Raw genomic sequence first — 13463 nt, forward strand, 5'->3', positions numbered from 1 at the left:
CCATATTATGAGAAGCCATGTTTTTCTGGATGAAAGTGGCGACCTGGGATTTAAATTCAATCAACCATATCGTAGTGGAGGTTCGAGCCGCTATCTTACACTTGGATATTTAATTTGCCCAATTACTGACTTTCATATCCCCAAAAGAATTGTTCGGGATGTTTATCACAAATTTCGTTTTGATGCCAAAAAAGAAATTAAAGCATCCGATTTGCAAAAACACCATAAGGATTTTATCTGCGCTTCCACAATAAAAATGATGGAAAAGCATCCACATTTTATCCTTGGTGGTATTACAGTAAAAAAAGAAAAGGTCTTGCCCCATATCCGGGCAGATGGGAATATTTTGTATAACTATATGATGAGAGTGGCGTTGATTGAAAAAGTACAGGATCATCAAAGCTGCAAAATAACACGAGACTATAGATATACCAAAATTGCCAGCAGCAATAGCTGTATCGATTACCTTCAAACTTTTATCTGGCTGGAAAATAATAAACCGGCTGTGCTAACAGATAACCCCTGCCATAGCCACACAGATGATGGCCTGATTTTTATCGACTGGATAACAAACATTATCTGGAGTAAATATGAAGATGGCTATGAAGGCTGGCATAATCAACTTCACCACTGCTTAAGTCAGATAGAATTATTTTTCTGACATATTCATATTACCCCCCCTAACGCCTTAAACCGGCCCTCATCGGTACCGGTTGTAAAGCTTTATTTGCAGCATTATTCGCTGAATTGGTCGAGGATCACCTTCACCTCTTTCAGATACCTGCCGTAAGCATGTCTTACCCAATATTCCGTCATCACAATAGCAGGTACCACTATGGCCAATACTACTCCAATAAATACCAGCCCCTGTTTTAATGTAATCATTCCCGCCTGACGCACCATCAGGTCCATCACCTTTTGTTCATTGCCAAATATCAGTAACCCGGCCATCGTAACCCCAACAGGCATGATACTATAGGTAAAAGCTTTGTAAAGTTCTATATTCAGTCGGATATCATAATACAAAGCATACAGATTGTCCTTGGAACTCATCGTATTGTTGGTCAGGCTCCTGTAAAACAGAATAAACTTGGTGAAGAAGTAAGCACAGATCATTATTAATAATCCATACATGATGAAGTAAGGAAACAACAGTACCGTATTCATTTTCATTATCGCCGGAATGAACCCGAGAAATGCTAAGCTGAACAGCTGCGGATAAAATTCCTTTTTCATCTTCTGCCGTAGCTTGTCTACCGGCAATTTCACAGATTTCAACTGCTCCAGGTCCTGTGGTATTTTCATTTCGTTACCTGAGTTTTCACTATTCCAGGCTGATTGTATATCGTCAAAATTCATAACCTTGTAATTTAATAAGTTCTTTTAATTTGATTTTTGCTCTGCTGAGCTTTGTTCGGGCATTACCTTCTGTAATACCAAGGTTGTCGGCGATTTCTTTGTGAGAATACTGTTCCAGATGATAAAAGATTAACGCTTTTTCCAACCTGTCCAGCTTTTGTACGGCCCTGTAAAAATGAGATAGCTGCGATTCTTTTGTGCTCCCCGTTTCTTCAGCGGCAATTTCCGGGACCTGGTCAGTAGTTTTAGGCAAACGCTGATCTTTCTTGAAAAATACCAACGCTGTATTTAAAGCTACTCTGTACATCCAGGTCGAAAAACTACTCTCACTCCGAAAATTATCAAACGACTTCCACAGCTGATAGATGATTTCCTGTGCCAGATCTTCCTGGTCAGTGCTATTATCCATATACATCCGTGATATCTTATGGATAATGCCTTTGTGCTGTTCTATCAGTTTCAGAAATATTGCTTCTTTAGTTTTCAATTGGGTGAAACTTAGATTTAGAATAGGGATTAGTTTAATACTGGCTCTACTTTATAACCCTGCGCCTGCAGTAACCTGATCAATCCATCGTTGCCTGCCAGGTGTGCTGCACCAACCGCGAAGAAGTTACTGCCTTTTTTCATCATCGCCGGCATTTTTTTCACCCAATTGGCATTTCTTACCTGTAATAACCAATACTGCGTTTCTTTAGTCATGTATTTTGGATCGGTATTCACACTATGCAATGCCAGTAATTCCTCATTGTTGTACTGCTTTACGGAACTTTGTAATATCCCTTTGTACTGATCAAAATTTCTGATCTGATCTAATGTTACCTCGTCGCTAAATGCTTTCTTGTAAAATACCATCTGCCCTTCAATTGATTCCAGTGTATCCATCGGGATCTGCTTTGCAGTAGCCAGTTTGAACAACTCTTCTTCATATCTTTTCTTTTCCTGACAGGTGTATATTGCCTGCATCATTATACTGCTGATGGTGCTTAAGGTGAGGTTGTCAACCTTGTCGAATCCAACCCCAATTACCTTTTTAAGAATGGAATCTACTTCGGTATAAGTCTTTGCCGGTAAACGTTTGCTCTGTGCAGTATCACTGAACATCATAGGTTGTAGTTTTTTCAGTTCTTCTTCATGAATAACGTCTGCTTCAATAACATATGTGTTGCTGCCTTCCAGTGCCTGTCTTACTTTATCTTTTATAATGAAATCATTTGCACAAACCATATGATAGGTGCCATATAGGTAAGATGGCTGCTGAAGGCCGTTTCCGGAAATTTTCCAAAGCATGGAGTTAGCAAGAACGGCCGCAGAATTTTTAGTTTGGGCTGCTGATTTTTTAATGGAAATAACCAGGATGATAGTTGCAATTGCGAGGATAGTTAAACATACTTTTTTCATAATGCTACAATTTTTATTGTTTATATCGTTAGTAGCTGCTTATTTCATTTCGTTACAGATTTTTTAAAATATTTTTTTCTTTCTGAATAAATACTGATGTAATCCGCTATGGTAAAGACTTTTTGAAATAAAAAAAACGCCATCGAAGATGGCGTTTTTTAAAATCGTATATTAAGTATTAGTTAAACACAGGTTCTACCTTATAACCCTGTGCCTGTAATAGTTTGATCACTCCGTCATCTCCCGGAAGGTGCCCGGCGCCAACAGCAAAAAAGTTGCTGCCTTTTTTCATCATGGCCGGCATTTTCTTTGCCCAGTTGCTGTTACGAACATGTAGTATCCAGTATAGCTCGTTTGCAGCCATTTGATTACTTTGCGTCATCGTATTGTACAATGCCTGCAATTCTTCATTTTTATACTGGTTGATAGATGTCCTGACGATGGGTTTATATTGCGCAAATGTTCTGATGCCATTCAGCGCTGCTTCATCAGGCATGGCATTATTGAGGAAGCTTATCTGTGCATCAATTGATTCGAGTGTATCCATCGGGATATGCCTGGCATCCGCCAGTTTAAATAATTCCTGTTCAAAAAATTTTAAACTTTTGCAATCATAAGCGGCAATAAGCATGGACATGCTGATCGCATTTAATTTGAACCGGTCGAAGCGGTCTAGTCCCACGCCCAGCTGCTGCTTCAGAATGGTATCTACCTCGTTCCAGGTTTCTTTGGATAGCCGTTTGGTCTGTGGTGTATCGCTTAAAAAGCTGAGCTGCACCTGTTGCAATGCTGCAGGGTGAATTACATCTGTTTCGAGGACAAATGCATCCGCACTTTCCAGCGCTTTTTTTACTTTATCGCGTATGATAAAATCATTTTCACAGAGCATATGATAGGTGCCAAAAAGATAAGATGGTTTCTGGAGGCCATTTCCAGATATTTTCCAGAGTAAGGTATTGGCAGGCGCTTTCTCCCTGGAGGCCTGGGCTGGTGTTTCATTAGTGACGAAAGCAAGCACAATAATGGTTAATGCAAGCAATGACTTTAAGGTATTTTTCATAATGGAGTTATTTATTGTTTATACAGGTTAGTATAGCAGGTGCCTATTTCGTTACAGGGTTTTTAAAAATATTTTTGCCTTCGGCAGATGTTGATTATATTTTAGTTGATTTTAAATTGATTATATAGATTGATCATGAAAAGTAGCGCCAAAAACATTATCAATGATGTACGGGAAGCCCTGCAAAACAGCGTCGATGAAACTGCTGATGCACAGCGTTATTCCAAAGATAAACTCAAAGTATACGGCATGCGCAATGCTGCGATTGCCAGTATTGCCAAAATCTCCTTTAAAGAAATAAAAGATAGGCCTAAGGAGGAAATATTTAGTCTTTGTGAGATACTCTGGAAATCTGAATACCTGGAAGAAGGGTATATCGCGTGTAACTGGAGCTATGCCATCCGCAGGCAATATGAAGCGGATGATATTAAAACGTTTGAAAACTGGGTGCAGCACTATGTTACCAACTGGATCACCTGTGATACGCTATGTAACCACACCGTAGGAACACTGATAGAAATGTACCCTAAGCAAATCAGCTACCTTAAAAAGTGGGCCTTGTCCGATAACCGCTGGATGCGTCGTGCCGCTGCTGTTACGCTGATTGTCCCTGCAAAGAAAGGCCTGTTCCTGCCGGATATTTTTAAAATTGCTGACACCTTGTTAATGGATAAAGATGATATGGTGCAGAAAGGTTATGGCTGGATGTTAAAGGAGGCCAGTAAAGAAAACCTGGAGAAGGTATATCAGTATATCATGAAACATAGAGCCAGCATGCCCCGCACTGCTTTAAGATATGCAATCGAAAAATTTCCACCCCAGATGAAAGCCGAAGCCATGAAGAAATGAGGATAAAATGTATCAGTACTTACATATCAATATAACAGTACTTATACATTAAATATAACAGCACTTATATAATTTACTCATCCGTTAAAAACCGCCACTGTTAAGGATTTGTTACGAAAGTACTTCCCTGAAAAAAAATGTTTGTTTTGTTAAATTTGTTACTACTTTTGTACCCGAATTATGAAAGCAAACAAGGTACATATGCATCATCACCATCATTACTTACCAAACAGGTAGGCTGGGGATGATATTTTGTATCCAACAACATATTAGATCATCACGAAGGGCTTACCAACACGGTAAGCCCTTTTTATTTATCCAAAGATGAAACTGAAAATCGCCATCCAGAAATCAGGCCGCCTGCACGATGATTCCATCAAACTGTTGAAGGAATGCGGCATCGACATCAACAATGGTGTCAATAAGCTGAAGACAGAAGCAAGTAACTTCCCGCTGGAAGTATTTTTTCTTCGTGATGATGATATTCCTCAATACATCGAAGACGGCGTTGCCGATATCGGTATTGTAGGCGAAAACGTAGTGCTGGAAAAGAAAAAACAAGTAAACATTGTCCAGAAATTAGGTTTCGGAAAATGTCGTTTATCCATGGCCGTGCCTAAATCTATGGACTACAAAGGCGTGCAGGACTTCCAGAATACCCGCATCGCTACCAGCTACCCGGTAATTGTGGAAGAATGGCTGCAAGGCCAGAACATCAAAGCGGAGATCCACGAGATCAGCGGCTCCGTAGAAATTGCACCTGGCATTGGCCTGGCACATGCTATCTGCGACCTTGTCAGCAGCGGTTCTACGCTGTTTATGAACGGGCTCCAGGAAGTGGAAACGGTACTGAAATCGGAAGCTGTACTGGTGGCATACCACCACCTGCAACCGGAACAGGCCAAACTGCTGGAAAAACTGCTGTTCCGTATACAGGCGGTTAAAAAAGCGAAGAACAATAAATATATCCTGCTCAACGCACCTAACGAAAAACTCAACGAAATCATCGGGCTGCTGCCGGGAATGAAGAGTCCTACGGTACTGCCACTGGCAGAAGCAGGATGGAGTTCTGTTCACTCTGTGCTGAATGAAAACGATTTCTGGGATATCATCGAAAGCCTCAAAGCTGCCGGTGCACAAGGTATCCTCGTGGTGCCTATCGAAAAAATGGTGATCTAAAAAGGAGCTAAAGATGCAAGTAATTAAATATCCTGCCGTTGATACATGGGCCAGCATCCTGCAACGCCCGGTGATGGATACTTCCACACTGGAAGCAAAGGTGGATACCATCCTTCAGGACGTAAAAGCCAATGGCGACGCGGCAGTCAGGAAATACGCAGCGCAGTTTGATAAAGTAACGCTGGAAAATTTTGAAGTACAGCCGGAAGCATACGAACGTGCAGAAGCAGCACTGGAACCAGCCTTGAAGGCGGCGATCCAGCAGGCGGCAAAGAATATTACCACCTTCCACGCGGCGCAGCAATCTACACCTGAAGTAATTGCTACCATGCCCGGGGTGGAATGCTGGCGTAAATCCGTAGGAATAGAAAAGGTAGGCCTTTATATTCCCGGTGGCTCTGCTCCGCTGTTCTCTACCATCCTCATGCTGGGAATCCCTGCCCGCATTGCTGGCTGTAAGGAGGTAATCCTTTGCACGCCTTCCAATGCCAAAGGGGAAGTACACCCGGCGATTCTTTATTCGGCTAAGCTGGTAGGTATTTCCAGGGTATTTACCATCGGTGGCGTACAGGCTATCGGCGCTATGGCCTACGGCACAGCAACGGTACCTCAGGTGTATAAGATATTTGGTCCTGGTAATCAATTTGTTACGTGCGCCAAACAACTCGTGAGCAAAGCCGGACTGGCCATAGACATGCCGGCAGGCCCTTCAGAGGTAGCCGTACTGGCGGATGATGCCTGTATCCCGGACTTTGTGGCGGCAGATCTGCTGTCACAGGCGGAACACGGCCCCGACAGTCAGGTGGTACTGGTTACTACCAGCGAAAAGGTAATCACGGATGTGCAGGCTGCCCTCAACGAACAGCTGGAACTCCTGCCACGAAAGGATATCGCTACCGGCGCCCTGTCAAATAGCCGTATCATCCTCGTGGATAATATGGATACCGCCATGAGCATGCTGAACGCATATGCCCCGGAACACCTCATTTTAGCCTGTTCCGGCGCTTATGAGCTGGCAGGTAGGGTAACGAATGCAGGATCGGTGTTTATCGGCAATTATACCCCTGAAAGTGCGGGAGACTATGCTTCAGGTACCAACCACACCCTGCCTACAAACGGTTATGCCCGCGCTTATAGCGGCGTATCGCTGGATAGCTTTGTAAAAAAGATTACCTTCCAGCAAATATCACCGGCAGGGTTGCAGCAAATTGGTGCTACCATTGAGGCCATGGCTGCAGCGGAAGGTCTGGATGCACACAAACAGGCGGTGTCGGTGCGTCTCAAAAAAATTAATAACCAGTAATACCTGATCGATATGTTTAATTTAGACTCCCTCCTGAGGAACAATATAAAAAGACTGGTACCTTACTCATCAGCAAGAGATGAATTTAAAGGCGAAGCAACGGTGTACATCGATGCTAACGAAAACGGCTTCGGTTCCCCGCTTCCGGTGAACTATAACAGGTATCCCGATCCTTTACAATGGAAACTGAAATATAAACTGGCCGATATCAAAGGCGTACCCCCACAGAATATCTTCCTGGGCAACGGTAGCGATGAAGCCATAGATTTACTCTTCCGCGCCTTCTGTAATCCGGGTGGTGTGGATAACGTGGTAATCTGTCCGCCTACCTACGGCATGTACGAGGTGAGCGCCAATATCAACGATGTTACCCTGCGCAGTGTTAGCCTTACTGAAAATTTCCAGCTGGACATCGAAGGACTGCAACAGGCCATCGATGAAAATACCAAACTGATATTTGTCTGCTCTCCTAACAACCCTACCGGTAACTCCATCAACCGCTCCGATATTGAATTACTGCTGAATAACTTCGATGGTATCGTGGTGATAGATGAGGCATATATCAACTTCTCCCGTCAGAAATCCTTTATCCAGGAGCTGACAGAATATCCAAACCTGGTGGTAATGCAAACGCTCTCCAAAGCATGGGGACTCGCTGCCTTACGCGTAGGTATGGCTTTCGCAAGTGAAGATATTATAAACATCTTCAATAAGGTAAAAGCACCATATAACATGAACCAGGCTACCCAGGAACTGGCCTTACAGGCCCTGGACAACGTAAGCCAGGTAAATGAATGGATCCGTGAAATCGTGATCGAACGCGATCTGATGTCGGCCGCACTGGAGCAACTGCCACAGGTATTGCAGGTATATCCGAGCGATGCCAACTTCGTACTGGTGAAAACCACCGATGCCAACAGCATCTACAAATACCTGACAGATCGTGGTATCATCGTGCGTAATCGTAATAAAGTAGAGCTTTGCCAGGGATGCCTGCGTATTACCATAGGTACGCCGGAAGAGAATCTCCAGCTGGTAGATGCACTGAAATCCTATCAACCGGAAACAGAAAAAACAGTCCCTGCATGAAACGCGTCCTCTTTATAGATCGTGATGGTACCCTCATTAAAGAAGTACCGCCAACTTACCAGATCGATAGTCTTGATAAGATAGAATTTTACCCGAAGGTATTTGTGAATATGGCCAGAATAGCCACTGAACTGGGTTACGAGCTGGCAATGGTTACCAACCAGGACGGCCTGGGCACTGCCTCCTTCCCGGAAGATACTTTCTGGCCTTCCCAGAACTTCATCATGAAAGCTTTCGAAAACGAAGGCGTTGTATTTGATGAAGTGTTCATTGATCGTAGCTTTCCGGCGGATAATGCGCCTACGCGCAAGCCACGCACCGGTATGCTCACCAAATACTTAACCGGTGAGTATGACCTGGAAAACTCATTTGTAATCGGTGACCGTATTACAGATGTGGAACTGGCTAAAAACCTGGGTGCAAAGGCTATATGGATGAATGAAGGAACCGGCCTGGGTGCTGCGGAGATAAATGATTCCGCTGCTGCATTACGTGAAGTGATTGCCCTGGAAACGACCGACTGGAACAGGATTTACGAGTTCCTGAAAGTAGGGCTTCGCACGGTAACGCATGTACGAAAAACAAATGAAACCGATATCTCGATAAATATCAACCTGGATGGTACCGGCAAAGCCAATATCCACACAGGTCTCGGCTTCTTCGATCATATGCTCGACCAGATTGCCCGTCATGGTGCCATCGACCTGGATATCACTGCCAAAGGGGATCTTCATATAGACGAACATCATACGATAGAAGATACCGGTATCGCTTTGGGAGAAGCAATGGCCAAAGCCCTCGGTGATAAGCGTGGTATCGAGCGTTATGGCTTCACCCTGCCAATGGATGATTGTCTGGCTCAGGTTGGTATCGACTTTGGCGGCAGAAACTGGCTGGTATGGGATGCTACATTTAAGAGAGAGAAGATAGGAGAGATGCCTACAGAGATGTTCTACCACTTCTTTAAGTCGTTCTCAGACGGTGCCAGAGCCAATCTGAATATAAAAGCAGAAGGGGAAAATGAGCACCATAAGATAGAAGCTATCTTTAAAGCCTTCGCCAAAGCAGTGAAAGTGGCCGTAAAGCGCAACCCGACAAAAATGCAACTGCCTAGTACCAAAGGAGTGCTGTAATTTCTTTTCAGAAAAAGAAAAAAATTATTTGCATTTAATATAAAAATGTTTCACTTTTGTGAATACTATGCAGAATATCATGACAAATAAACATTGGTGGTGGCACGGAATCAATTCCTGATCTGTGTTACAGTGCCATGTTTCGTCTTGAAATATATTTGGAAGGCTCGCTGTTACACAGCGGGCCTTTCCTCTTTTTATCCGGTTCCTTATTTATCAAATAATCACTTTCACTCAATAGGATATCATATCAGTCATGCGTACCATTCAAGTAAAAACGAGATCCAAACAGATGCTGGCGGACGTGTTCACGCCAGTTGGAATCTATCTGCGGCTTCGGGATAAGTTTCCTGGCTCTATTCTCCTCGAAAGTACCGATTACCGGGCCAGTGAAAACAGCTACTCCTTTATCGGTATTAAGCCCATCGCCGGGATCGAAGTTACCTCCACCTCAAATTTTGAATTCAAGTATCCCAATCTCCCTGTAGAAAAGAAACAACTCAACAACAAAGAACAGGTAACAGGTGAAATAGACAAGTTCCTCAAACAATTCACCTTCTCCGGAAACAACCCTGTACCACTGGCCCAGAGCCTTTTCGGATATACTACCTTTGATGCAGTTCAGTTCTTCGAAACAATAGAATTCAACAAGGAAAAACAATCAGCCAACACGATCCCCCTGATGCGCTATCGTTTTTACCAGTACGTCATCGCCATCAACCACTTTAAAGATGAACTTTACCTGTGCGAAAACCAGATAGAAGGCATCGACAGCGAGTTTGAACTGATTGAATCCATCATCCGCCACAAAGACTCTCCGGGATATCCTTTTACCACTACAGGCGCCGAAACATCCAACATGACAGACGCCGAATACATGCAGATGGTAGAACAGGGAAAACAACACTGCTTCCGGGGCGACGTTTTCCAGGTAGTACTCTCCAGAGCCTTCCAGCAGTCTTTCTCCGGCGATGAATTCAATGTTTACCGCGCCCTCCGCTCCATCAACCCCTCACCTTATCTTTTCTTCTTCGATTACGGCGATTATAAATTAATGGGTTCCTCACCGGAATCACAAATAGTTATCCGTGATGGAAAAGCAATCATCCACCCGATAGCAGGCACTTTCCGCCGCACCGGCGATGATACACTCGATAAACAACTGGCGGATAAACTCCTGCAAGACCCTAAAGAAAATGCAGAACACGTCATGCTGGTAGATCTTGCCCGTAATGACCTCAGCAGAAATGCACAGGAAGTAACGGTAGATTCTTATAAAGAAGTACAGTATTACTCTCACGTGATACACCTGGTAAGTGAAGTAAGCGGTAAAGTAGATCCGGAAATGAATCCGTTCGACTTACTGGCAGCCACTTTCCCGGCAGGTACACTCTCCGGTGCACCAAAATACAGGGCCATGGAAATTATCGATCAGTACGAACCTACCCCTCGCGGCTTCTATGGCGGCTGTATAGGCGCAGTAGGCTTCAACGGTAACTTCAACCATGCGATCATGATCCGTTCAATTCTCAGTAAAATGAATACCCTGTACTATCAGGCAGGAGCGGGTGTAGTAGCTAAATCTGTTGCCTCCTCCGAACTGGAAGAAGTAAATAATAAACTCAATGCTTTAAAACAGGCCATTTTGCTGGCGCAAAAACTCTGACATGAACATCCTTGTATTTGATAACTACGACTCATTCACATATAATCTCGTACACCTGGTCGAAAAAATTATCGACGGCAAAGTAACAGTAGTACGTAATGATGAAATTCCATTGGAAAAAGTAAATGATTACGATAAAATCATTCTTTCTCCAGGCCCCGGTATCCCGGAAGAAGCCGGCCTCCTGCTGCCGCTGATCAAAGAATACGCCCCTTCCAAATCCATCTTCGGGGTATGTCTCGGTCAACAGGCCATCGGACAGGCTTTCGGCGCCTCCCTGATCAACCTCAAGGAAGTATATCACGGCGTGGCTACCAACGTAAAGGTCGTCAACAATAGTGGCCGCATTTTTAAGAATTTACCGGAAGAACTGGAAGTAGGCCGCTACCACTCATGGGTAGTAGATGAAAACACACTCCCTTCTGAATTGATCGTGACTGCTAAAGATGAAGAAGGTTTCATCATGGCTTTACAACACGAAAAATATGATGTGAGTGGCGTACAGTTCCACCCTGAAAGTGTACTGACACCTATGGGAGAACAGATATTGAGAAACTGGCTGGAACGCTAATACCACAACAGTTTCCAGGTTATCTATTTCTTCAGTCTATTCTTAAAAATATCATGAAAAAGATTTTAAACTATCTCTTCGAACATAAAACTTTTAGTCGCGAAGCCGCTAAGGAAATACTGATCAGCATTTCCAAAGGCATGTATAACGACAGCGAAATGGCTGCATTCATGACGGTTTACCTCATGCGCAGCATCACCATCGATGAACTGTTAGGTTTCCGCGATGCCTTACTGGAACTGTGTGTACCAGTTAATTTAAACGGTTACGATGTTTTAGATATCGTAGGTACTGGAGGAGATGCAAAAAATACATTTAATATTTCTACCTTGTCCTGCTTTTTAGTATCCGGAGCCGGTGCTAAAGTGGCAAAACATGGTAACTATGGTGTATCCTCCGTTAGTGGTGCCTCCAATCTCATGGAGCTGGTAGGATACAAGTTTAAAAATGATGACGCAAAACTCAGGGCTGAACTGGAAGAAGCGGGCATCTGCTTTCTGCACGCGCCACTGTTTCACCCGGCATTGAAAAATGTAGCAGCCATCCGCCGCCAGCTGGGTGTACGCACTTTCTTTAACATGCTCGGACCACTGGTAAACCCAGCCTTTGCGCAACATCAGCTGATAGGTGTTTACAGCCTGGAAATGGCCAGAGTATACAACTATCTCTTCCAGCAGACAGATAAGAAATTCGTAATTGTTCATAGTCTGGATGGTTACGACGAAATTTCCCTGACTGCAGATACCAAAGTGATCACCAATGCAGGTGAACAGGACTGGACTCCGGAAAGACTCGGCAAACGCCGCGTACAGCCACAGGATATCTTCGGCGGTAATACACCGGAAGAAGCCGCAAAAATCTTTATGAAGATATTGAAGGGAGAAGGTACCTGGGCCCAGAACTCTGTTGTATTTGCCAACGCTGCCATGGGATTATACAGCCTCGGCACCTACAGCAGCTACGACGACTGCTTTGCAGCTGCAGTAGCGTCACTGGAATCCGGTAATGCATACAATTCATTCAAGAAACTGATAGCAATACAGTAATGAAAAATATCCTGGCTGAAATAGTTGCCCATAAACATACAGAAGTTGCTGCCCGCAAAGCAGTACGTAGCGCTGCTGAACTGGAACAGGCGCCCATGTTTGGCCGCGAAACACTGTCGCTGCGCCATTTCCTGCGCCAGCCTGATAAAACAGGTATCATCGCGGAATTCAAACGCCGCTCTCCGTCTAAAGGACTGATCAACGGAAATGTAACCGTGCAGCAGGTAACGACTGCGTATACACGCTATGGCGCCTCCGGACTCTCTGTACTCACAGACGGGAAGTATTTCGGCGGTACCTCCGATGACCTGCAACAGGCCAGAAGCTTCAATCAGATTCCTATCCTCCGTAAGGACTTTGTGGTAGATGAATACCAGATTCTCGAAGCCAAAGCTATTGGCGCTGATGTGATCCTGCTGATAGCCGAATGCCTGGAAGCCGCTGAGGTAAAGACTTTGTCGGCCTTTGCTGCCAGCCTCAACCTGGAAGTATTGCTGGAAGTACATAGCGAATCACAGCTGGATAAAGTCAGCGAACATGTGCACCTCGTAGGTGTCAACAACCGCGACCTGATGACCTTCCAGGTAGATTTTAACCGCTCCTGTGAACTGGCGCCTAAAATTCCTGCGGAGAAAGTAAAGGTGGCAGAAAGTGGTATCAATGATCCTAAGAACATTGTAACGCTGCAACAGGCCGGCTTTGAAGGCTTCCTGATCGGTGAGCATTTCATGCGCCAGGAAGATCCTGCCATGGCCTTCGAGCACTTCGTGCAGGAAATAAAAAAATTACAGGTATCTCTATAAAAAT

At 44.2% G+C, this 13463-nt stretch carries 14 protein-coding genes; 10 read left to right on the forward strand and 4 right to left on the reverse strand.

What is annotated here, in order from left to right; all coding sequences use genetic code 11:
* The first annotated feature begins 7 nt into the window (after window positions 1-7).
* Window positions 8-661 (forward strand): DUF3800 domain-containing protein, encoded by a 654-nt coding sequence (locus F3J22_RS27105; protein WP_167021114.1) that lies wholly within the window; start codon window positions 8-10, stop codon window positions 659-661.
* 74 nt (window positions 662-735) lie between these two features.
* On the opposite strand, the gene F3J22_RS27110 is transcribed toward F3J22_RS27105, so the two are convergent.
* From F3J22_RS27110 to F3J22_RS27125, 4 genes are all read right to left on the reverse strand, one after another.
* Window positions 736-1359 (reverse strand): hypothetical protein, encoded by a 624-nt coding sequence (locus F3J22_RS27110; protein ID WP_167021115.1) that lies wholly within the window; start codon window positions 1357-1359, stop codon window positions 736-738.
* On the reverse strand, window positions 1349-1846 hold the full coding sequence (locus tag F3J22_RS27115) for an RNA polymerase sigma factor (RefSeq protein ID WP_167021116.1): 498 nt from the start codon (window positions 1844-1846) through the stop codon (window positions 1349-1351). Before F3J22_RS27115 ends, F3J22_RS27110 begins: the two co-directional genes overlap by 11 nt.
* A 29-nt stretch (window positions 1847-1875) precedes the next feature.
* Window positions 1876-2760, reverse strand: a complete 885-nt coding sequence (locus F3J22_RS27120) for a TraB/GumN family protein (protein WP_167021117.1) — start codon at window positions 2758-2760, stop codon at window positions 1876-1878.
* Window positions 2761-2938: 178 nt separating this feature from the next.
* A complete protein-coding gene (locus tag F3J22_RS27125) occupies window positions 2939-3820 on the reverse strand; it encodes a TraB/GumN family protein (protein ID WP_167021118.1) in 882 nt (293 codons plus the stop codon).
* A 135-nt stretch (window positions 3821-3955) separates the two neighbouring features.
* Between F3J22_RS27125 and F3J22_RS27130 the strand changes: the two genes are divergently transcribed.
* From F3J22_RS27130 to trpC, 9 genes are all read left to right on the forward strand, one after another.
* The gene (locus tag F3J22_RS27130; RefSeq protein ID WP_167021119.1) at window positions 3956-4669 is read left to right on the forward strand and encodes a DNA alkylation repair protein; all 714 of its coding nucleotides are present in this window, start codon (window positions 3956-3958) and stop codon (window positions 4667-4669) included.
* A gap of 324 nt (window positions 4670-4993) precedes the next feature.
* Window positions 4994-5848, forward strand: coding sequence for an ATP phosphoribosyltransferase (hisG, locus tag F3J22_RS27135; RefSeq protein ID WP_167021120.1), 855 nt, complete (start codon window positions 4994-4996; stop codon window positions 5846-5848).
* Window positions 5849-5861: 13 nt separating this feature from the next.
* Window positions 5862-7151 (forward strand): histidinol dehydrogenase, encoded by a 1290-nt coding sequence (gene hisD, locus F3J22_RS27140; RefSeq protein WP_167021121.1) that lies wholly within the window; start codon window positions 5862-5864, stop codon window positions 7149-7151.
* A gap of 12 nt (window positions 7152-7163) precedes the next feature.
* Window positions 7164-8240: a histidinol-phosphate transaminase gene (hisC, locus tag F3J22_RS27145; protein ID WP_205195739.1), complete on the forward strand. Its 1077-nt coding sequence runs from the start codon at window positions 7164-7166 to the stop codon at window positions 8238-8240.
* Window positions 8237-9373, forward strand: a complete 1137-nt coding sequence (gene hisB / locus F3J22_RS27150) for a bifunctional histidinol-phosphatase/imidazoleglycerol-phosphate dehydratase HisB (protein WP_167021122.1) — start codon at window positions 8237-8239, stop codon at window positions 9371-9373. The genes hisC and hisB overlap by 4 nt, the downstream gene beginning before the upstream one ends.
* 256 nt (window positions 9374-9629) lie before the next feature.
* Window positions 9630-11039 (forward strand): anthranilate synthase component I family protein, encoded by a 1410-nt coding sequence (locus F3J22_RS27155; RefSeq protein WP_167021123.1) that lies wholly within the window; start codon window positions 9630-9632, stop codon window positions 11037-11039.
* Between the two features lies 1 nt (window position 11040).
* Window positions 11041-11610, forward strand: coding sequence for an aminodeoxychorismate/anthranilate synthase component II (locus F3J22_RS27160; protein WP_167021124.1), 570 nt, complete (start codon window positions 11041-11043; stop codon window positions 11608-11610).
* A 53-nt stretch (window positions 11611-11663) separates the two neighbouring features.
* A complete protein-coding gene (trpD, locus tag F3J22_RS27165) occupies window positions 11664-12656 on the forward strand; it encodes an anthranilate phosphoribosyltransferase (protein WP_167021125.1) in 993 nt (330 codons plus the stop codon).
* A complete protein-coding gene (gene trpC, locus F3J22_RS27170; protein WP_167021126.1) occupies window positions 12656-13459 on the forward strand; it encodes an indole-3-glycerol phosphate synthase TrpC in 804 nt (267 codons plus the stop codon). The genes trpD and trpC overlap by 1 nt, the downstream gene beginning before the upstream one ends.
* The last annotated feature ends 4 nt before the right edge of the window (window positions 13460-13463 follow it).

It is taken from the genome of Chitinophaga sp. Cy-1792 (assembly GCF_011752935.1).
Classification (GTDB): domain Bacteria; phylum Bacteroidota; class Bacteroidia; order Chitinophagales; family Chitinophagaceae; genus Chitinophaga.

What these genes read in the sequence shown, in the direction of transcription:
- F3J22_RS27130 (WP_167021119.1), top strand. Translation starts at nt 3,956, where the DNA reads ATGAAAAGTAGCGCCAAAAACATTATCAATGATGTACGGGAAGCCCTG.
- hisD (WP_167021121.1), top strand. Translation starts at nt 5,862, where the DNA reads ATGCAAGTAATTAAATATCCTGCCGTTGATACATGGGCCAGCATCCTG.
- hisC (WP_205195739.1), top strand. Translation starts at nt 7,164, where the DNA reads ATGTTTAATTTAGACTCCCTCCTGAGGAACAATATAAAAAGACTGGTA.
- F3J22_RS27160 (WP_167021124.1), top strand. Translation starts at nt 11,041, where the DNA reads ATGAACATCCTTGTATTTGATAACTACGACTCATTCACATATAATCTC.
- F3J22_RS27110 (WP_167021115.1), bottom strand. Translation starts at nt 1,359, where the DNA reads ATGAATTTTGACGATATACAATCAGCCTGGAATAGTGAAAACTCAGGT.
- F3J22_RS27125 (WP_167021118.1), bottom strand. Translation starts at nt 3,820, where the DNA reads ATGAAAAATACCTTAAAGTCATTGCTTGCATTAACCATTATTGTGCTT.
- hisG (WP_167021120.1), top strand. Translation starts at nt 4,994, where the DNA reads ATGAAACTGAAAATCGCCATCCAGAAATCAGGCCGCCTGCACGATGAT.
- trpD (WP_167021125.1), top strand. Translation starts at nt 11,664, where the DNA reads ATGAAAAAGATTTTAAACTATCTCTTCGAACATAAAACTTTTAGTCGC.
- hisB (WP_167021122.1), top strand. Translation starts at nt 8,237, where the DNA reads ATGAAACGCGTCCTCTTTATAGATCGTGATGGTACCCTCATTAAAGAA.
- F3J22_RS27155 (WP_167021123.1), top strand. Translation starts at nt 9,630, where the DNA reads ATGCGTACCATTCAAGTAAAAACGAGATCCAAACAGATGCTGGCGGAC.
- trpC (WP_167021126.1), top strand. Translation starts at nt 12,656, where the DNA reads ATGAAAAATATCCTGGCTGAAATAGTTGCCCATAAACATACAGAAGTT.
- F3J22_RS27105 (WP_167021114.1), top strand. Translation starts at nt 8, where the DNA reads ATGAGAAGCCATGTTTTTCTGGATGAAAGTGGCGACCTGGGATTTAAA.
- F3J22_RS27120 (WP_167021117.1), bottom strand. Translation starts at nt 2,760, where the DNA reads ATGAAAAAAGTATGTTTAACTATCCTCGCAATTGCAACTATCATCCTG.